This window comes from Nonomuraea sp. NPDC001684, assembly GCF_053596515.1.
This window is the reverse complement of sequence record NZ_JBSFGJ010000188.1, coordinates 1-17,325: the sequence shown is the minus strand read 5'-3', so window position 1 is coordinate 17,325 and position 17,325 is coordinate 1. Positions and strand designations below refer to the sequence as shown.

Genomic DNA, 17,325 nt, shown 5'->3' with positions numbered 1-17,325 from the left:
GCCGCGCGTGCGCGGAACGCGTGGTCACCCAGACCCTGGCCGCGACAGCCCTGCTGGCGCCCGGCGCCGAGGTCACCGCGCTACGACGGCTGTTCGCCGAGCTCCTGGGCCGTACGGAGAACCTGCGCATGATCGCCGAGCTGATGGCGGGCGGCGACGTCCGCCACGACATGGGGGAGGAGCGGCCCGCCGGGCCCACCGGCTGGTTCGCGCCGTCCCTGGCGCTGACCACCGGCGACGGGCGGCCGCGGCGCCTGGCCGAGCTGATGCGCGACGCCCGCCCCCTGCTCCTGGACCTGACCGGCGGCGACGCCCTGGCCGCCGCCGCCGCGCCCTGGCTCGGCCGGGTGCGCCACGTGGCCGCCACCGCCGCCACCGCCGCCGACGCTCCCGCCCCGGCGCTGCTCGTCCGGCCCGACGGCTACGTCGCCTGGGCGGGCGCGGGCCCCGACGGCCTCAGGGCCGCCCTCGCCCGCTGGTTCGGCCCGAGCTGAGCCGGGCCGTCCGTCCGGACGGGGAGGGGTCACTCCGGGCTGGTGAGGCGGGCCAGCACGATGCCGCCGACGATCAGCGCCAGCGCCGCCATCCGGCCGATCGACATCGGGTCCTTGTGCACGACGACGCCCAGGGCGATCGCGCCGACCGCCCCGATGCCGGTGAAGACCGCGTACGCGGTGCCGACCGGGAGGGTCTTCATCGAGTACGACAGCAGCCAGACCGCGGCCACCATGAGGACGAAGCAGATCAGCGTGGGCAGCGGCCTGGTGAAGCCCTGGGTGGGCTTGATGCTCTGCGCCCAGGCGATCTCGACCAGCCCGGCCAGCCCGAGGATGAGCCAGTTCATCGTCAGAACTCCTTCCCCAGGTCGCGGGCGCCGCGCAGCGCGGCGGCGTACAGCTCGTCGTGCTGGGCGCGCAGGTGGAACAGGCCGGGGTCGACGCGGGAGTTGGCCAGCTCGGCGGCGACGACGGTGGTGTCCTCGACGGCGAAGTGGCCGGCGAAGAAGTCACGCAGGTAGCGCTCCTGGTAGTCGAACCTGGCCTTGGGGGCGCCGGGCGAGTAGGCCCCGCCGCGCGCGGTGGTGACCACGAAACGCCGCCCGGCCAGGGACATCTTGGGGAAGGTCACCTGGTCGAGCCAGGCCTTGAGCGCCGACGGGATCGAGTAGTTGTACATCGGGGTGGCGATCAGCACCACGTCCGCGGCCACCAGCTGCGACAGCAGCGGCTCGACGATCGCCCAGGCGGCGGCCTGCTCCGGGGTGCGGGCGGCCTCGTGGTAGCGGGAGATGTCGGTGATCTGGTTGGCCATGACGTAGTCGCACAGCTCGGTCCACGCCTCCCCGATGTGCGGCACCGGCTCGGCGGCCAGGTCGCGGTGGACGTAGGTGCCCTCGGGGTGGGCGGACCGCCACGCCTCGGCGAAGGCGTCGCCGAGCTCGCGGCTGATCGAACGGCGTCGGGCGCTGGCGTCCAGGTGCAGCAGAACGGCCATGGGAGGGGCTCCTCGAAATAAGTGGACATGACGTCCGTTTTGCGGTCGAGGTGACCGTAGCAACTAAGCGGGCACGTTGTCCACTTATGTCGAGGTGGGTTAGAGTCGCCGCCATGGAGTCCCGTACCGAGTTGCTGACCGGGCGTCCCGTGGCGGAGGCGGGCCGCCCGCGCGAGCGCGCCGACGCCGCCCGCAACCGCGCCAAGGTGCTCGCCGCCGCGGCCGAGCTGTTCGCCACCCGCGACCCGCGCGGCGTGACCATGGACGACATCGCCAAGGCCGCCGGCGTCGGGCGGGGCACGCTCTACCGCCGCTATCCCGACACCGTCTCGATCGCGCAGGCCCTGCTGGACGAGCACGAGCGCGAGCTGCAGGAACGCCTGCTGCGCGGCGACCCGCCGCTCGGCCCCGGCGCGCCCCCCGCCGACCGGCTCGCCGCCTTCTACGCCGCGATGGTCGGCCTGCTGGACGAGCACATCTCGCTCGTCCTGGGCGCCGAGCAGGGCGCGTTGCGCTACGCCACCGGCGCCTACGGGTTCTGGCGGGCGCACGTACGGGTGCTGCTGGGCGAGGCGGGCGTCCCGGAGACCGAGGCGCTGGCCGACATCCTCCTCGCCCCGCTGGGCCCCGACGTCTACGCCGAGCAGCGCAGGCGCGGGCTCACCCCCGAGCAGATCACCGCCGCCCTGGCCCGGCTGGCGCACGGCATCGTCGCCCGGGACGCCGGGCACTGACCGCGCCGGCGGCGGCTCAGCTCGGTGGCCCGGCAGTCGAGGGCGAGCGCGTTCCCGGTGATGACGGCGGCGGGGAAGCCGGGCCCATGTCGTCGTCCAGCGCCGGGCTGCGGTGCAGGCGGACGAACCGCTCGCACAGCGCGAGGTCGTCCGGGGCCAGGATCTCCAGCCGGATCATGAAGCAGAACCCGGCGCCGCGCGCGAGGGGCCGGCCCGTCCTCGCCTGCCCGCTCCGGTCGCGGGTTACGCGGTGAGGGCGTCGCGGAGGAAGCCCAGGATGTGCGCCCGCGCGTCCTCGGCCTGGGGGGCCAGCACCGGCATGCTGAGGAAGGCGTGCCCGGCCCCGGGGTACTCGGCCAGGCGGGCGGGGGTGCCGGCGGCCCGCAGCGCCTCGGCGTAGCGGCGGCCGTGGTCGGCGATCGGGTCGTGGGTCGGCACCGCCACGAGCGCCGGGGCCAGCCCGCCCAGGTCGCCGGCGTGCAGCGGGGAGAGCGCGCGGGCGTCCGTCCCCTCGGGCACGGCGAGCCGGTGGAACAGCCGCAGCACCGGCACGCTGAGCGTCGGGGTGTCGGCGTACTGGGCCGTCGACGGGTGGTCGAACATCGTCCCGGCCACCTCCACGGCGGGGTTGACCAGCACCTGGGCCTTCAGGGGCAGACCGGCGTCGCGGGCCCTGATCGCCGCCAGGGCGCAGATCAGGCCGCCGCAGCTCTCGCCGAACAGGACGGCCCGCGCCGGGTCGACGCCCCACTGCGCGGCGTGCTCCAGCACGTGCCGGAGCACGTCCCAGCCGTCGTCGGCGGCGGCGGCCAGCGGTGTGTGCCGGTCGAGCAGGCGGTGGTCCACCGAGACGACGACGGCGGGCAGGTGGGCGGCGAGGTGGCTGTTGACCCAGTCGCTCTGCGGCGCCGTGCCGACGAAGCCGCCTCCGTGCACGTGCAGCACGAGCGGCAGGACGTCCCCCGGCTCGGCCGCTCGGGGCCGGTGGACCCGGACGCGGATGTCGCGGCCGGGCAGCGCCACCGTCCGCCAGTCGATGGCGGCGCCGGGATCCGGCCGGCCGGTGATCGCCTGTGCCTCGACGGAGGCGCGCAGCCGGTTCTCCGCCTCGACGTAGGCGGCCAGTTCGGCGGGGGTGACGGTGTCCCAGTCCGGCGTGACCGGACGCAGGCCGGTGGTTTCGCTCATGCTCGTCTCCTCAGGTTTTCGCTACTTGAAGTATCGATACCTAAGGTAGCGAAAACCTGCCGTGGCCGGTCTATGACCTCGATCACATGTCGGTCCGCCCGTGAGGCCCGCGAGGAGCGGCTCCGCGGCGGGTGGCCGGATCGGAGCGGGGGTTCTTCGCAACACGAGATGTTGGGTGTGACTTTTTGATCCGCCCTATATATGGTGTCTCCCGCAGCCGGTTCGGTCGCCCCGCCAGGGCGGCCGAGGCAAGAGGGAACCCGGTGGGAATCCGGGACTGCCCCGCAGCGGTGAGTGGGAACGACCGCCGTCAGACGCACTGGGCCGAAGGCCCGGGAAGCGACGGCCAGTAGGCAGCGACAGCATGCCCATGAGTCCGAAGACCTGCCGGCGCGCCGCGCGCGATCATGCGCGCGCGGCTGGTCCGAGGCCGCGCGGGACGGTGGACGGCACCGGCGAGAGGGCTGTGGCGCCTCGCCGTCCGCCTCCTGCGCGCGTTCTCGGCCACTGACCGAGTTCACGAGGGGAGAGCGCAGTGACGGTCACAGGGGACCCGATGACGGACCTGGCCGGGACGGCGCGGGCGGACGCCGACAGGTCCGCGCCGCGGCGCGTCCAGATGCAGGTGCGCAAGCGCAACGGCACCGCGGAGCCGGTCGACGTCAACAAGATCGTACGTGCGGTGGAGCACTGGGCGACCGATCTGACGGACATCGACCCGATGCGGGTGGCCACCAAGACGATCAGCGGCCTCTACGACGGGGCCACCACCGCCGAGCTGGACCGGCTGTCCATCCAGACGGCCGCCGAGATGATCGGCGAGGAGCCGCAGTACTCGCGCCTGGCCGCGCGGCTGCTGTCGGGCTACATCGACAAGGAGGTCCGCGGGCAGGGCGTGGCCTCCTTCAGCCAGGCGATCCGGCTGGGCCACGCCGAGGGGCTCATCGGCGACGAGACCGCCGAGTTCGTCAACGCCAACGCCCGCAAGCTCGACGACGCCATCGACGTCACCGCCGACCTGCGGTTCGAGTACTTCGGGCTGCGCACGGTCTATGACCGTTACCTGCTGCGCCACCCGTCCACCCGGCTGGTGGTGGAGACGCCGCAGTACTGGCTGCTGCGCGTGGCCTGCGGGCTGGCCGAGACGCCCGCCGAGGCGGTCGGCTTCTACCGGCTCATGTCGTCGCTGGCCTATCTGCCCAGCTCGCCGACGCTGTTCAACTCCGGCACCCGGCACACCCAGATGTCCTCCTGCTACCTGGTCGACTCGCCCCGTGACGAGATCGGCTCCATCTACGACCGTTACGCCCAGGTGGCGCAGTTGTCGAAGTTCGCCGGCGGGATCGGCATCTCCTGGTCGCGGGTGCGCTCCCGGGGCGCGCTGATCCGCGGCACGAACGGGCACTCCAACGGCATCGTCCCGTGGCTGCGCACGCTCGACGCGTCCGTGGCCGCCGTCAACCAGGGCGGCCGGCGCAAGGGCGCGGCCTGCGTCTACCTGGAGCCCTGGCACCCGGACGTCGAGGAGTTCCTGGAACTGCGCGACAACACCGGCGAGGACGCCCGCCGCACCCACAACCTCAACCTGGCCAACTGGATCCCCGACGAGTTCATGCGCCGGGTCGAGGCCGACGGCACCTGGTCGCTGTTCGACCCCGACGAGGTCCCCGAGCTGCCCGACCTGTGGGGCGAGGCGTTCGAGGAGGCCTACCGCGCCGCCGAGCGCGACGGCCGGTACGTCCGGCAGGTCAAGGCCCGCGACCTGTACGCCAAGATGATGCGCACCCTGGCCCAGACCGGCAACGGCTGGATGACCTTCAAGGACGCCGCCAACCGCCTGTGCAACCAGGCGGCCGAGCCCGGCAACGTCGTGCACCTGTCCAACCTGTGCACCGAGATCGTCGAGGTGTCCAGCGACGCCGAGACCGCGGTCTGCAACCTGGGCTCGGTCAACCTCGCCGCCCACCTGACGGGCACGGGCCCCGGCGGCGACATCGACGGCGGCATCGACTGGGAGCGGCTGCGCGCCACCGTCCGCACCGCGGTCACCTTCCTCGACCGGGTGATCGACATCAACTACTACCCGAGCGAGCAGGCCGCGGCCAGCAACCCGCGCTGGCGCCCGGTCGGCCTCGGCGTGATGGGCCTGCAGGACGTCTTCTTCGCCCTGCGCCTGCCGTTCGACTCGGCCGAGGCCAAGGAGCTGTCCACCCGGATCGCCGAGGAGATCTACCTGTCGGCGCTGGAGACCTCCGCCGGCCTGGCCGAGCGCTTCGGCGCCCACCCCGCCTACGACCAGACGTGGGCGGCCCGCGGCCGGCTCCAGCACGACCTGTGGGGTCAGAGCGGCACCCAGGCCGGGCGCTGGGACGCGGTGCGCGAGCGCATCGCCGCCCACGGCCTGCGCAACTCGCTGCTGATCGCGATCGCGCCGACCGCCACCATCGCCTCGATCGTCGGCTGCTACGAGTGCATCGAGCCGCAGGTGTCCAACCTGTTCAAGCGCGAGACGCTGAGCGGGGAGTTCCTGCAGATCAACAACGCGCTGGTGGCCGAGCTGAAGTCGCGCGGCCTGTGGAACGACCGCGTCCGGGCGGCCATCAAGCAGGCCGAGGGCTCGGTGCAGGGCATCGCCGAGCTGCCGGAGGACGTGCGCCGGCTGTTCCGCACCGCCTGGGAGCTGCCGCAGCGGGCGCTGATCGACATGGCCGCCGCGCGCTCGCCGTTCATCGACCAGAGCCAGTCGCTCAACCTGTTCATGAGCGCGCCGACGATCGACAAGCTCTCCTCGATGTACCTGTACGCCTGGAAGTCCGGCCTGAAGACCACCTACTACCTGCGCTCGCGCCCGGCCACCCGTATCCAGCAGGCCACCGTGCCCCTCGCGCACCCCGCGCCCCTCGCGAACAAGTCCGAGGAGGCCCTGGTGTGCTCCCTGGAGAACCCCGAGTCGTGCGAGGCCTGCCAGTGACCCCCGAGGAGAATCCGATGTTGCTCGACCCGGGCATGAGCCTCACCCTGCGGCCCATGCGCTACCCCCTGTTCTTCGACCGCTACCGCGACGCGATCAAGAACACCTGGACGGTCGAGGAGGTGGACCTGCACTCCGACCTGAGCGACCTGCCCAAGCTGTCGGCGGCCGAGCGCCACCTGGTCAGCCGCCTGGTCGCCTTCTTCGCCACCGGCGACACGATCGTGGCCAACAACCTGGTGCTCAACCTCTACCAGCACGTCAACGCCCCCGAGGCGCGCCTGTACCTGAGCAGGCAGCTGTTCGAGGAGGCGGTGCACGTCCAGTTCTACCTGAACCTGCTGGACACGTACGTGCCGGACGAGGAGGAGCGGTTCGCGGCGTTCGCGGCGGTGGAGAACATCCCCTCCATCCGGCGCAAGGCCGAGTTCTGCTTCCGTTGGATCGACTCCATCGGCAGCCTCCAGCGGCTGGAGACCCGCGAGGACCGGCGGGCGTTCCTGCTCAACCTGATCTGCTTCGCCGCCTGCATCGAGGGCCTGTTCTTCTACGGCGCGTTCGCCTACGTCTACTTCCTGCGCTCGCGCGGCCTGCTGAACGGGCTGGCCTCGGGCACCAACTGGGTCTTCCGCGACGAGTCCATGCACATGGCCTTCGCCTTCGACGTGGTGGACGTCGTCCGGCAGGAGGAGCCGGACCTCTTCGACGCGGAGATGGCGAGCCAGGTCAGGGAGATGCTGGCCGAGGCGGTCGACTGCGAGGCGCAGTTCGCCGAGGACCTGCTCGGGCAGGGCGTGCCCGGCATGTCGACCGCGGACATGCGCTCGTACCTGGAGCACGTGGCCGACCGGCGGCTGGCCCAGCTCGGCATCGAGCCGCTGTACGGGGCGAAGAACCCGTTCGCGTTCATGGAGCTGCAGGACGTGCAGGAGTTGTCGAACTTCTTCGAGCGGCGGGTGTCGGCGTACCAGGTGGGGGTGACCGGCTCGGTCAGCTTCGACGCCGACTTCTGACCCTTACAGATCTACAACGTAAAGTCGTGCGGCGGGGTTCGCCCCCGCCGCGCGGGTCAGGCAGGCTCCGGGCGGTTGTCCTTGCCGTCCAGCCAGAGGACGTCGGACTCGTCGCGGTGGGAACCGGTGGTGCCGACGTGCTTGGCGTCGATCCGCGGACCCTTCTTGATCACGTGGACGAGGGCCATGGCGTGGCCGCGTCCGAGGTCGTAGTCCTGCTTGAGCCAGTCGATGATCGTCCCGGCCTTGGTGGACGGGGCGTCGAAGCCGCGTTCCCTGGCCAGGGCGATGAACTCGCGGGGGGTCAGTCCGGTCTTGCCTTCGATGTTGTCCAGGTAAGCCTGGAAGGACATGGTGTTCTCCGCTCGTCATGGGGTGTTGCGGCCATGATGCACCATTTCGGTGGGTGCGCCGTCTCAGTAGAATGCCGTTCCGCCGAGTGCCGAGGGGTGACGGTGATGGACGAGCGCGAACTGAGCTGCCCGTGGGAAGGCGTCCTGGTCACACCGGGCCCGGCCGTTCGCACGGGCGTGCTCGTGCTGGCGGGGTCGAGCGGGCGGATCGAACGGGACAGGGCCCGCCTGCTGGCCGCGGAGGGGGTGACCGCGCTGTCGATCCGCTGGTTCGGCGGGCCGGGGCAGCCGCCGGGCATCTGCGAGATCCCGCTGGAGACGTTCGTGTCGGCCGTCGATCTGCTGGAGTCCACCGGCGTCCGGCGGGTCTGCGTGCTGGGCATGTCGAAGGGGGCCGAGGCCGCGCTGCTGACCGCCGTCCGGGACCGGCGGATCGGCGGGGTGGTGGCGTTGTCGCCGACCTCGCTCGTGTGGGGCAACGTCGGGCCGGGGCCGGACGGGGAGAAACGTCCCTACCGGTCGTCCTGGACGTGGAAGGGACGGCCGCTGCCGTTCGTCCCGTACGACGACGACTGGGCCGAGGCCGAGCCCGAGCACGGCCCGCTGGCCCTGCGCGAGCTGTACGAGCTCAGCCAGCGCACGTTCGCCGATCTGTTGCCGGCCGCGGAGATCCCGATCGAGGCGGCGGCGGCCGACGTGCTGCTGGTGGCGGGCGGGGATGACGCCATGTGGCCGTCCCTGCCGTTCGCCCGGCGGCTGGCCGCGCGGCGTCGTGCCGCCGGCCGCCCGGTGCGGGTGGTCAGCCGTGCCGAGGCCGGTCATCGTCCGCGCCTGCCGGGGGAGGGGCCCGCCCCCGAGTCGCCGGACTTCCTCTACGGGGGCGACCCGGTCGCCGACGCCGGGCTCGGAGCCGACGCCTGGCCGCACATCCTCGACCTGCTGCACGGCTGACGCCCGCGGGTCCCCTGCGATGATCGTCTTCTGCTAGTTTGTACCTTCCGGCCGGATGTTGCATCTGGCCGAGAGTGCTTGTATGACCATTTCTCCGGTAAACGTGCGGCCCGTCGAGGCCGCGGATCACCCCACCGTCGAACGCCTCTGGCTCATGTTCCGCCACGACATGGCGGACTTCCAGGGCGGGCTCCCCGACCCCGACGGCACCTACCACGGCGACCGCCTGCGCACCGCCCTCGATGACGACGACTGGACGGCCTACCTGTTCACCAGCGGCGACCGGCCGGTCGGGTTCGCGTTCGTGCGTGCGGCGGCCGGCCCGGTCCGGGTGCTGAACAGCTTCTTCGTGGTCCGCGGGGCGCGCCGGTCGGGGATCGGGCTGCGGGTCGTCCGGGAGGTGATCTCCCGGCATCCCGGGCCGTGGCGGATCGCCTTCCAGGACGCCAACACGGCGGGCGTGGCGTTCTGGCGGCGCGTCGCGACCGAGTTCGCCGGTGAGGCGTGGACGGAGGAGCGCCGGCCCGTCCCGAACCGCCCGGATGTCCCGCCGGACGTGTGGATCTCCTTCACCGCCGCCGAAATCTGATGGTGTGGTACGTTTTCGCCACGCATTCGAACTGAGGGGGTGAGACCGATCAACGTTGTGACAGGTCGGGGCTCCCTCACGCGCATCGCCTAGGGAGCGCCCGCACAAGGCATCCCGAAAGGCTCAGGACGCGCATGCGTTTTCTCTCCCGGACGTCGGCCGACGGCGTCATCGAACGATCCTTCGCCCTCGGCGACATCCCCGGCGTCCTGTGGACCCCGCAGGACGCCGAACCCCGCGGCCTGGTCCTCATCGGGCACGGCGGCGGGCAGCACAAGCAGGCCCCGGGCGTCGTGGGACGCGCGCACCGGCTGGCGGCCGAACGCGGCTTCGCGGCGGCGGCCATCGACGCGCCGGCCCACGGCGACCGGCCCGGAAGCGCCGAACACGAGCGGATCATCGCCGCGATGCGGGAGCGGATGGCCGGCGCGGGCGACCCCACCCCGCTGCTGGCCGAGCTGCACACGCTGCTGGCCGCCCAGACCGTGCCGGAGTGGCGGTCGGTCCTGGACGCGCTCGGCGACCAGGGGCCGGTGGGTTACTGGGGCGTGTCGCTGGGCTGCGCCCTGGGGATCCCGCTGGTGGCCGCCGAGCCGCGGATCGGCGCGGCGGTCCTGGGGCTGAGCGGCACCTCGCTCGCCTCGGTCCAGGCCGCCGCCGGGATCACCGTCCCGGTGCGGTTCCTGCTGCAGTGGGACGACGAACGGGTGCCGCGGGCCGAGGCCCTGGCCCTGTTCGACGCCCTGGCCTCGGCCGAGAAGACCCTGCACGCCAACCCCGGCGGGCACGGGGACGTGCCGGACTTCGAGATCGACAGCGCCCTGCGCTTCCTCGCCGACCGGCTGGCCTGAGGCCGCCGCCGGCCGGGTGGCCGTCCCGGCCGGCGGGCCGCCGATGAGTACGGGCGGGCGCGGCTGAGCACGTGCGTGCTCACGACAGGGGACCCGCGGCGCGGCCACCATCGTGGTGCAGGAAGACCACGGCGCGTCGCCCAGGGGGCGAGCACCGCCAGCCCACCGGCCGCGTACGCCGCCATCGCGATCGCCGCCACCATCAGCGCGTACTCCCAGCCGTGGGCGAGGGCGGCCTCGTGCTCCCGTCCGGCGAGCCGCGCGGCCAGGTCCGCACGGCAGGCCAGGAGCGCGCCCTGCACCTGGACCAGCGCGGTGGTCGGCGGTGGCGACGGCGTCCATGACGTCGAGCATGGCCATGAGCTCGCCGGTGCGCTCGCCCGAGATGAGCACCCGCCACAGGACCTGCGCCGCGCCGACGCCCTGCTCGACGTCGCCGTTCAGCAGGGCCGACTCGGTGGCGGCGCGGGCGAGCTGTTCGGCCAGCGGCAGGTCGAGCAGCGTCCAGGCGCGCCGGGTGGCGGTCAGCAGCATGCCGGGCGGCGGCTGGACGCCGGCGTCGAGGCTCCAGCGGACGATGCGCAGCGCGTCGGAGCGGCGGCGGGCCCCCGTGGCGGCGATGGCCTCGGCCAGCACGCGCTTGGCCCTGCGGGTGCGCAGCTCCGGGCAGCCGTCGCGCAGCGCCTCGCCGTACAGGGGGTGGGCCAGGCGGAGCAGGGAGCGGCGGCCGTCGCGCTGGATCCACAGCAGCCCGCGCGCCTCCAGGCGGGTGAGCAGGTCTTCGGGGACGAGCCGGGTGACCACGCCGACCGAGACGGGCTCGGCCAGGGCGAGCAGTTCGAGCGCCCACCGTTCCTGGTCGGCGAGCGCGCCGAGCCGCCTGGCCACCAGCTCGGTCAGCCGGGGGGCGACCAGCCAGGGGCCCTCCCACCGCCACACGCCCTTGGTCTCGGCCAGCGTCCCGGCCTGCATGCCGGCCAGCACGACCTCGCGCAGCAGGAGCAGGTTGCCGGCGGTCAGCTCGTGCAGACGGCGCACGGTGAGCTCGGCCGCCTGGCCGCCGAGCACCTCGTGCAGCACCTGGCCCACCTCGGACGGCGACAGCGCGGCCGGCTCGATCCGCTCGGCCAGCCCTTCGGTCCACAACGCGGCCAGCCACTCGGAGAACGGCTCGCCGGCGCGCAGCACCACCAGCACGAACGCGGCCCGCGTCCGGGCCAGGTGGCGCAGCACGGCCGCCGACTCGTCGTCGAGCAGGTGGGCGTCGTCCACGACGACCACCGCGCGCCGCGACCCGGCCGTCAGGGCCGCGACCATGGCCCGCACCAGCACGCCGCGGCTGGCCACGCCCACGACGCCGTCGGGCACGAGCACGCCGAGCGGACCGAGCGGCACGTCGGAGTTGCCCGAGGTGGCCGGCACCGAATGCACGACGAACCTGGACGGATCAAGCGTGGCGAGCGCCTCGTACACCAGCCGGCTCTTGCCGACGCCCGGCGGGCCGGTGATCGCCAGCGCGCCGGCCGCCGGATCGCGCAGGGCGGTGGTGACGCGGCCCAGATCGGACTCCCTGCCCACGAACGGCCACATGCCCGCCTCCCGCTGCGTCGTCTGCCGCAGTCTGACACGCTGGACGGGCACGAGTCAGCCGGAATGTCGCCTTCGCCGGCGTTCGCCTGGCGGGTCAGGAGCCGCCGGCGATCTCGACGACGGCGTGGCGGTTGTGCTCGCCGGTGAGGTGGTCGAGCAGGTAGTGGGCCAGGTCGGCGCGGGAGATCGAGCCCGCCTTGGCCAGGGGCGCGTTCTCGGCGGTGCGGTAGCGGCCGGTCAGGGGCCCGTCGGTGAGCATCGGCGGGCGCACGATCGTCCAGTCGATGTCGTGGGCGGCGGTGACGGCGGCCTCCATGCGTCTCATGTCGGCGTAGCCGTGCCGGTAGAGGCGCTGGATCACGAAGCGGGTGACCAGGCGGCGGCCCAGCGGCGTGCCCGGCGGGATGTCCAGGCCCGCCGACGACAGGCACAGCAGGCGGCGCACCCCGCCGTCGCGCATGGCGGCGATGACGTTGGCGGTGCCCTGGGAGTAGACGGTGGTGGGGTGGCCGCGGTCGGTGCTGCCCAGGCAGGACAGCACGGCCTCGTGCCCGGCGACGGCGTCCCGCCAGGGGCCGGGGGTCAGCACGTCGCCGCCGATCACGCTCACCCGCTCGCCCGCCGGGACGCGGGCGGGGTCGCGGGCCAGGACGGTGACGTCGTGCCCGGCGGCGACCGCCTGCTCGACCACCTGGCGTCCGGTGCCGCCGGTCGCGCCGAGGACCATCAGCCTCATGCCGCACCGGCCAGGGCCCGTACGACGGCCTCGGCGATCTCGCGCTGGCCGTCGATGCTCAGGTGCACGCCGTCGTCGAGGAAGTGGTGGTCCTCGCGGACGGCGAGCCTGGTGTCCACGGTCGGCTCGGGACGGCCCAGCAGGTGGTCGGCGGTGGCGTCGACGTCCTTGCCGGCCCAGGTGATGCCGGCGCGCCGGAAATGGGGGTAGGCGGCGGCGCGCGGCTCGTCGAAGGGGCTGGGCGTGAGCCAGACCCAGCGGACGGCCCCCCGCTGCTGGGCCAGGTCGTGCAGCATGGCCAGGTTGCGCTCGGTCTCGGCGGCGCTGACCAGGGTCGGCGCGTCGGGGGCGAGGTGCTGGGCGTCGTTGGCGCCGATCATGCACAGCACCAGGTCGGGCCGCTGGAAGCCGAGGGCGGGGAGCTGGGTGATCGCCTGGGTGGTGGTGCTGCCGGTGATCGCCAGGTTGGTGAAGCGGACGGCGTCGCCGGGACGGCGCAGCGCGACCAGCCGGCGCAGGATCTCGAACCAGGACAGGCGGTCGGCGGTGGTGCTCTCGCCGAGGGCCACCACGTGGAAGGCGTCGCGGGAGCCCTCGGGGCGCAGCGGCAGCCGGTCGACGGCGTCGGCGAGGCCGGGCCGGGCCAGCAGCGTCTCGGCGGCCTGCCGGGTCTGGTGGTCGAAGGCGTCCAGCAGCGCGCGGTAGGCGTCGGCGTCGAGGCCGAACAGGGCGGCGAGGCGGGCCTCGTCCGCGCCGATCAGGTACGGCAGGGCGCCGGGCCGCTGGAACCGGACGAGCCGTTCGGTCATCGGGTCGGTCATGACAGGGCCTCCGTCTGGACGGTGGATGCGGGGGACGGGCGGAGCACGGCGTTCATCACGAGACCCGTCCGCCGGTGAGGTCGAGGGTCGCCCCGGTCACCCAGGAGGCGGCGGGCGAGGCGAGGTAGAGGACGGCCTGGGCGACGTCGGCGGGACGGCCGACGCGCCCGAGCGGGAAGGCCGCGGCGAGCTGGGCGAGCCGCTCGGCGGGCAGCGCGGCGAGCTTGTCGTTGAGCACGGCCGAGGGCGCCAGGCAGTTGACCCGCACGCCGTCGCCGCCCACCTCGGCGGCCAGGTGCCGGGCGAACATGACCACGCCCGCCTTGGCGGCGGCGTAGGCGGCGTTGGCGCCTCCGGGCTGCCGGCCCGCGGTGGACGACATCAGGATGATCGACCCGGCGCGCCGCTCCAGCATGCCCGGCAGGAACTCGTGGACGGTGAGGAACACCGAGGTCAGGTCGGACTCCAGCACGGCGCGCCAGCGGCCGGGGTCGAGCCCCGCGGTCGGCGCGGGCGCGCCCTGCCCGCCGGCGAACGGGGCCAGGATTTCCACCGGTCCGAGCGCGGCCTCCACCTCGGCGCGGATGCGGGCCAGGGCGCCGGTGTCGGTCACGTCGCCGGGCGCGGCCAGCGCCCGGCCGCCCTCGGCGGTGATCGAGGCGACGACGCGGTCCACCGCCTCGGTGTCGCGGCCGGTGACCGCGACCCGGACGCCGTTGGCGGCCAGCGCGTGGCAGGTCGCCGCGCCGATGCCGCGGGAACCGCCGGTGACGAGGGCGACCTTGCCCTCCAGTCCTGGATGTCTGGGCCAGTCAGGCCGGTCGGTGGTCATCGCATATTGCTTCTCTCTAGAGAAAGGTTCACCCTTGTGAAAGGTTCTGTGCGGAGTACAGTATGCGCTGTGTCCGCGTCCCGCAACCGCCCGATGGGCGTCGCCTTCCTGCTCGCGCAGCTCGGCGCGCACGCCGCCGGCCGGTTCGCCGCGCGGGTCGCCGAGCTCGGCCTGTCGCCGTCCGACGTCGGGCTGCTGCGGATGATCGCCCTCCAGCCGGGCCGCAGCCAGCAGTCGCTCGCCGCCGACCTCGGCGTCGTGCCCAGCCGGGTCACCGCGCTGCTCGACCCGCTCGACCGGGCCGGCCTGGTGGAGCGGCGCCGATCGGCCGGCGACCGCCGCAACCACGAGCTGCACCTGACCGAGCAGGGCGCGAAGGTGATGGAGGACATCAGGAAGACCGCGATGGCGCACGAGGCCGACCTGACCTCGTGCCTCAGCCCTGACCAGCGCGGCGAGCTGCTCGCCCTGCTGGAGCTGGTCGCCGCCGACCAGGGCCTGACGCCGGGCGTGCATCCCGGCTACCGCCGCTCCTGAGGCCGCCCGCCGCGCGGCGGGCCGTAGGTCCCCGCGCGGGAGGACCTACGGCTCTGGCCGCCGCGTCCGCCCAGGCCAGAGGCTTGGATCATCACCACCGGATGCGAAGAAGGTGTTCACGAATGAGGCACAGGCCCATCGCCCTTGACGCCGACGACGTGCAGGTCAGGATCCGCGGCGGCGGCGTGCGCGCGGCCGACGTGCGGCGTGCCCGCCACACCGTGGCCGACCTGACCCGGCTCGCCCACGAGCCGGTGCTCGGCGCGACGGTCAAGCTCGCCGCCACGCCGCAGGTCGCGGGGGAGCGGCGGACGGCCGAGGCCGTGGTGGACGTCCAGGGCCGGCTCATCAGGGCCCGGGCCGGCGCCGGCTCCACCCGCGCCGCCATCCACCTGCTCGGCGACCGGCTGCGGGCGCGGCTGCTGGAGAGCACCCGGGACTGGGAGAACCGGCGCGGCCGCCACCCCCGTCCGCCCCACCCCGCCCCGCCCGCCGGGGAACGCCGGATCGTCGGGACCTGCACGGCCGCCCGCGCCGTGCCCGACGAGGCGGCGGTGGACCTGGACGACCTCGACTACGACTTCCTGCTGTTCACCGAGACCGCGACCGGCCAGGACAGCGTGATCTACCGCACCGGCGACGGCTACCGCCTCGCCCAGCTCGACCCCCGTCCCGACCTGCCGGCGCCGACCTGCGCGGGGATCTCGGTCAGCCCGCTGCCCGCCCCCCGCCTCACCGCCGGGCAGGCCCTCGACCGGCTGGAGCTGACCGGTTTCCCGTTCGTCTTCTTCGCCGACTCCGCCACCGGGGCGGGCTGCCTCCTCTACCGCCGCGACGACGGGGACTACGGCCTGGTGACCACCGCGCACCAGGACTGAGCGCCGGCGCCGCCCCCGGCCGGGGGGGCGGCGCCGCCCGTTCAAGGACCCGTCACACGACGGCCGCGCGGGCGGCCGCGATGCGGCGGCCGGAGATCTGCTCGGCCTCCACCACGATGTAGTGGTCCCGGTCGCCCGGCGCCCACGTCGTCAGCGGCAGCTCAGCCAGGCGGGCCAGCTCGGCGGCGTCGGTCACCTCGCGCGCGTGCCCCACCGCCGTGACCGACCAGCCGGTACGCCGCCCGGCGTCGAAGTCGTCGGCCTCGAAGGCCACCACGGCCCGCCGGGTGGCCGCCGCCAGCTTCGACCCCGTCGCGGTGCGGATCACGATGGACCGCCCGTCGAGACAGAAGTTCACCGGCTGGACGGCGGGCAGGGCACGATCGGTGAACACGATCCGCCCGATGGGCATCGAGGACAGCAGCAGGAAGCACTCCTCCTCGGAGAGCACCTGCAGTCCGGACGAGTCGAGCTGCATGCTCTCCAGGATCCCCCACCCGCCCCCGCCCGCGGCAGGGACGAAAGTCCCATCTTCCCCCGCGACCGGCCCGCGGACGCCGGATGTCCCGTCCGGGACCTTCGGCCCTTCAAAAGCGGACGTTCGCCCCGGTCAGCGGCCGGGCCCCGCTCCCTAGCCTGGGAACCGGCCCGCGGTCGCGGGTCTCACCCCTGGGACCTGTGGAGGTCACAATGTTGTCCGCGGAATCCGCCGCCGTCGTCCGCGCCACGCTGCCCGTCGTGGGCGCCTCGCTCGACGCCATCACCGAGCGGTTCTACGCGACGATGTTCGCCGACCGGCCCGAGCTGCTGGACGGCCTGTTCAACCGCGGCAACCAGGCCAGCGGCGAGCAGCGCAAGGCGCTGGCCGCCTCCGTCGCCGCCTTCGCCACCACTCTCCTGGACCACCCCGACCAGCGGCCCGACCACCTGCTCGCGCGCATCGCGCACAAGCACACCGCGGTCGGCGTCACCGACGACCAGTACGTGATCGTGCACAAGTACCTGTTCGGCGCGATCGCCGAGGTGCTGGGCGAGGCCGTCACCCCGCAGGTCGCCGCCGCCTGGGACGAGGTGTACTGGCTGATGGCCGGCGCCCTGATCGCGATGGAGGCCCGCCTCTACGCCGACGCCGGCGCCGTCGAGGGCCGCACGTGGCGGCGCTGGCGGGTGGCCGGCCGCCGCGAGGAGACGCCCGACGTCGCCTCCTTCCTGCTCACCCCGCTCGGCGAGGAGCCCCCGCCGCCCGCCCGCCCCGGCCAGTACGTCAGCGTCCAGGTCGAGATGCCCGACGGCGTGCGCCAGCTGCGCCAGTACACGCTGTCCAACGCCGGCGACGGCCTGCGCCGGATCACCGTCAAGCGCGTGGACGGCGACCCCGCCGGGGAGGTGTCCACCCTGCTGCACGCCACCGTGCGCCAGGGGGACGAGCTCACCCTGTCGGCGCCCTTCGGCGACGTCACCCTGGACGACTCCGAGGCGCCGCTGGTGCTGGTGAGCGCCGGCATCGGCGGCACCCCCATGGTCGCCATGCTCGACCACCTCGCCGCCACCGGCTCCCGCCGCCGCGTCCTGGCCCTGCACGCCGACCGCTCGCCCGACCGGCACGCGCTGCGCGAGGACATGACCCGCCTGGCCCCCGAGCACGTCTTCTGGTACGAGCACGGCGCCCAGACCCCCGACCGCGACGGCCTGATGCCGAAGACCTCGTCCGGGCCGCTGTAGGCCACCGTGGTCGCCTCGCGCAGCCGCTCCGGCGAGATCAGCCGCACGCCGTCCACCTCGCCGAG

Annotated in this window: 19 protein-coding genes and 1 riboswitch; of the genes, 9 read left to right on the top strand and 10 right to left on the bottom strand. The window is 73.7% G+C overall.

Features of this window, described 5'->3' with window-relative positions; all coding sequences use genetic code 11:
- The coding region (locus tag ACWCSD_RS28435) for an aromatic-ring hydroxylase C-terminal domain-containing protein (RefSeq protein ID WP_449919315.1) at positions 1-494 on the top strand (494 nt) is incomplete at its 5' end.
- A 29-nt stretch (positions 495-523) separates the two neighbouring features.
- Here the strand turns inward: ACWCSD_RS28435 and ACWCSD_RS28430 are convergent.
- Positions 524-844: a DMT family transporter gene (locus ACWCSD_RS28430; protein WP_352360314.1), complete on the bottom strand. Its 321-nt coding sequence runs from the start codon at positions 842-844 to the stop codon at positions 524-526.
- 2 nt (positions 845-846) lie between these two features.
- Positions 847-1,494: an FMN-dependent NADH-azoreductase gene (locus tag ACWCSD_RS28425; RefSeq protein WP_387680862.1), complete on the bottom strand. Its 648-nt coding sequence runs from the start codon at positions 1,492-1,494 to the stop codon at positions 847-849.
- A 113-nt stretch (positions 1,495-1,607) separates the two neighbouring features.
- On the opposite strand from ACWCSD_RS28425, the gene ACWCSD_RS28420 reads away from it, so the two are divergent.
- The gene (locus ACWCSD_RS28420) at positions 1,608-2,228 is read left to right on the top strand and encodes a TetR/AcrR family transcriptional regulator (protein ID WP_449919312.1); all 621 of its coding nucleotides are present in this window, start codon (positions 1,608-1,610) and stop codon (positions 2,226-2,228) included.
- 16 nt (positions 2,229-2,244) lie between these two features.
- Here ACWCSD_RS28420 and ACWCSD_RS28415 read toward each other — a convergent pair whose 3' ends face one another.
- Positions 2,245-2,406 carry a hypothetical protein gene (locus ACWCSD_RS28415; RefSeq protein WP_449919309.1) on the bottom strand — a complete coding sequence of 54 codons (162 nt, stop codon included), beginning with the start codon at positions 2,404-2,406 and terminating at the stop codon, positions 2,245-2,247.
- Between the two features lie 65 nt (positions 2,407-2,471).
- The gene (locus ACWCSD_RS28410) at positions 2,472-3,416 is read right to left on the bottom strand and encodes an alpha/beta hydrolase (protein ID WP_449919307.1); all 945 of its coding nucleotides are present in this window, start codon (positions 3,414-3,416) and stop codon (positions 2,472-2,474) included.
- A 201-nt stretch (positions 3,417-3,617) separates the two neighbouring features.
- Positions 3,618-3,822, top strand: a riboswitch (cobalamin riboswitch).
- A 129-nt stretch (positions 3,823-3,951) separates the two neighbouring features.
- Here ACWCSD_RS28410 and ACWCSD_RS28405 point away from each other — a divergent pair.
- Positions 3,952-6,387, top strand: coding sequence for a ribonucleoside-diphosphate reductase subunit alpha (locus ACWCSD_RS28405; protein WP_449919305.1), 2,436 nt, complete (start codon positions 3,952-3,954; stop codon positions 6,385-6,387).
- Positions 6,388-6,404: 17 nt separating this feature from the next.
- The gene (locus tag ACWCSD_RS28400; protein ID WP_397162996.1) at positions 6,405-7,400 is read left to right on the top strand and encodes a ribonucleotide-diphosphate reductase subunit beta; all 996 of its coding nucleotides are present in this window, start codon (positions 6,405-6,407) and stop codon (positions 7,398-7,400) included.
- Positions 7,401-7,456: 56 nt separating this feature from the next.
- On the opposite strand, the gene ACWCSD_RS28395 is transcribed toward ACWCSD_RS28400, so the two are convergent.
- Positions 7,457-7,753 carry a DUF4287 domain-containing protein gene (locus ACWCSD_RS28395; protein ID WP_397162994.1) on the bottom strand — a complete coding sequence of 99 codons (297 nt, stop codon included), beginning with the start codon at positions 7,751-7,753 and terminating at the stop codon, positions 7,457-7,459.
- Positions 7,754-7,858: 105 nt separating this feature from the next.
- Between ACWCSD_RS28395 and ACWCSD_RS28390 the strand changes: the two genes are divergently transcribed.
- Positions 7,859-8,704: an acyl-CoA thioester hydrolase/BAAT C-terminal domain-containing protein gene (locus tag ACWCSD_RS28390; RefSeq protein WP_397162992.1), complete on the top strand. Its 846-nt coding sequence runs from the start codon at positions 7,859-7,861 to the stop codon at positions 8,702-8,704.
- A gap of 82 nt (positions 8,705-8,786) precedes the next feature.
- Positions 8,787-9,293, top strand: coding sequence for a GNAT family N-acetyltransferase (locus ACWCSD_RS28385; RefSeq protein ID WP_397162990.1), 507 nt, complete (start codon positions 8,787-8,789; stop codon positions 9,291-9,293).
- An 89-nt stretch (positions 9,294-9,382) separates the two neighbouring features.
- Here ACWCSD_RS28385 and ACWCSD_RS28380 read toward each other — a convergent pair whose 3' ends face one another.
- The 4 genes from ACWCSD_RS28380 to ACWCSD_RS28365 form a co-directional block, all read right to left on the bottom strand.
- The gene (locus tag ACWCSD_RS28380) at positions 9,383-11,734 is read right to left on the bottom strand and encodes an AAA family ATPase (protein ID WP_449919299.1); all 2,352 of its coding nucleotides are present in this window, start codon (positions 11,732-11,734) and stop codon (positions 9,383-9,385) included.
- Between the two features lie 94 nt (positions 11,735-11,828).
- The gene (locus ACWCSD_RS28375; protein WP_449919297.1) at positions 11,829-12,470 is read right to left on the bottom strand and encodes an NAD(P)-dependent oxidoreductase; all 642 of its coding nucleotides are present in this window, start codon (positions 12,468-12,470) and stop codon (positions 11,829-11,831) included.
- Positions 12,467-13,291 (bottom strand): SGNH/GDSL hydrolase family protein, encoded by an 825-nt coding sequence (locus ACWCSD_RS28370; RefSeq protein ID WP_449919294.1) that lies wholly within the window; start codon positions 13,289-13,291, stop codon positions 12,467-12,469. The genes ACWCSD_RS28375 and ACWCSD_RS28370 overlap by 4 nt, the downstream gene beginning before the upstream one ends.
- 55 nt (positions 13,292-13,346) lie before the next feature.
- Positions 13,347-14,123 (bottom strand): SDR family NAD(P)-dependent oxidoreductase, encoded by a 777-nt coding sequence (locus tag ACWCSD_RS28365; protein ID WP_358300470.1) that lies wholly within the window; start codon positions 14,121-14,123, stop codon positions 13,347-13,349.
- Between the two features lie 69 nt (positions 14,124-14,192).
- Here ACWCSD_RS28365 and ACWCSD_RS28360 point away from each other — a divergent pair, with 69 nt between their 5' ends.
- Positions 14,193-14,660, top strand: a complete 468-nt coding sequence (locus ACWCSD_RS28360; RefSeq protein WP_387680820.1) for a MarR family winged helix-turn-helix transcriptional regulator — start codon at positions 14,193-14,195, stop codon at positions 14,658-14,660.
- Between the two features lie 122 nt (positions 14,661-14,782).
- Complete coding sequence (locus ACWCSD_RS28355) at positions 14,783-15,538, top strand: sigma 54 modulation/S30EA ribosomal C-terminal domain-containing protein (protein ID WP_449919290.1); 756 nt, start codon at positions 14,783-14,785, stop codon at positions 15,536-15,538.
- 52 nt (positions 15,539-15,590) lie between these two features.
- Here ACWCSD_RS28355 and ACWCSD_RS28350 read toward each other — a convergent pair whose 3' ends face one another.
- Complete coding sequence (locus tag ACWCSD_RS28350; RefSeq protein ID WP_397162982.1) at positions 15,591-16,016, bottom strand: pyridoxamine 5'-phosphate oxidase family protein; 426 nt, start codon at positions 16,014-16,016, stop codon at positions 15,591-15,593.
- Between the two features lie 212 nt (positions 16,017-16,228).
- Between ACWCSD_RS28350 and ACWCSD_RS28345 the strand changes: the two genes are divergently transcribed.
- On the top strand, positions 16,229-17,260 hold the full coding sequence (locus ACWCSD_RS28345; RefSeq protein ID WP_449919286.1) for a globin domain-containing protein: 1,032 nt from the start codon (positions 16,229-16,231) through the stop codon (positions 17,258-17,260).
- Positions 17,261-17,325: the final 65 nt, after the last annotated feature.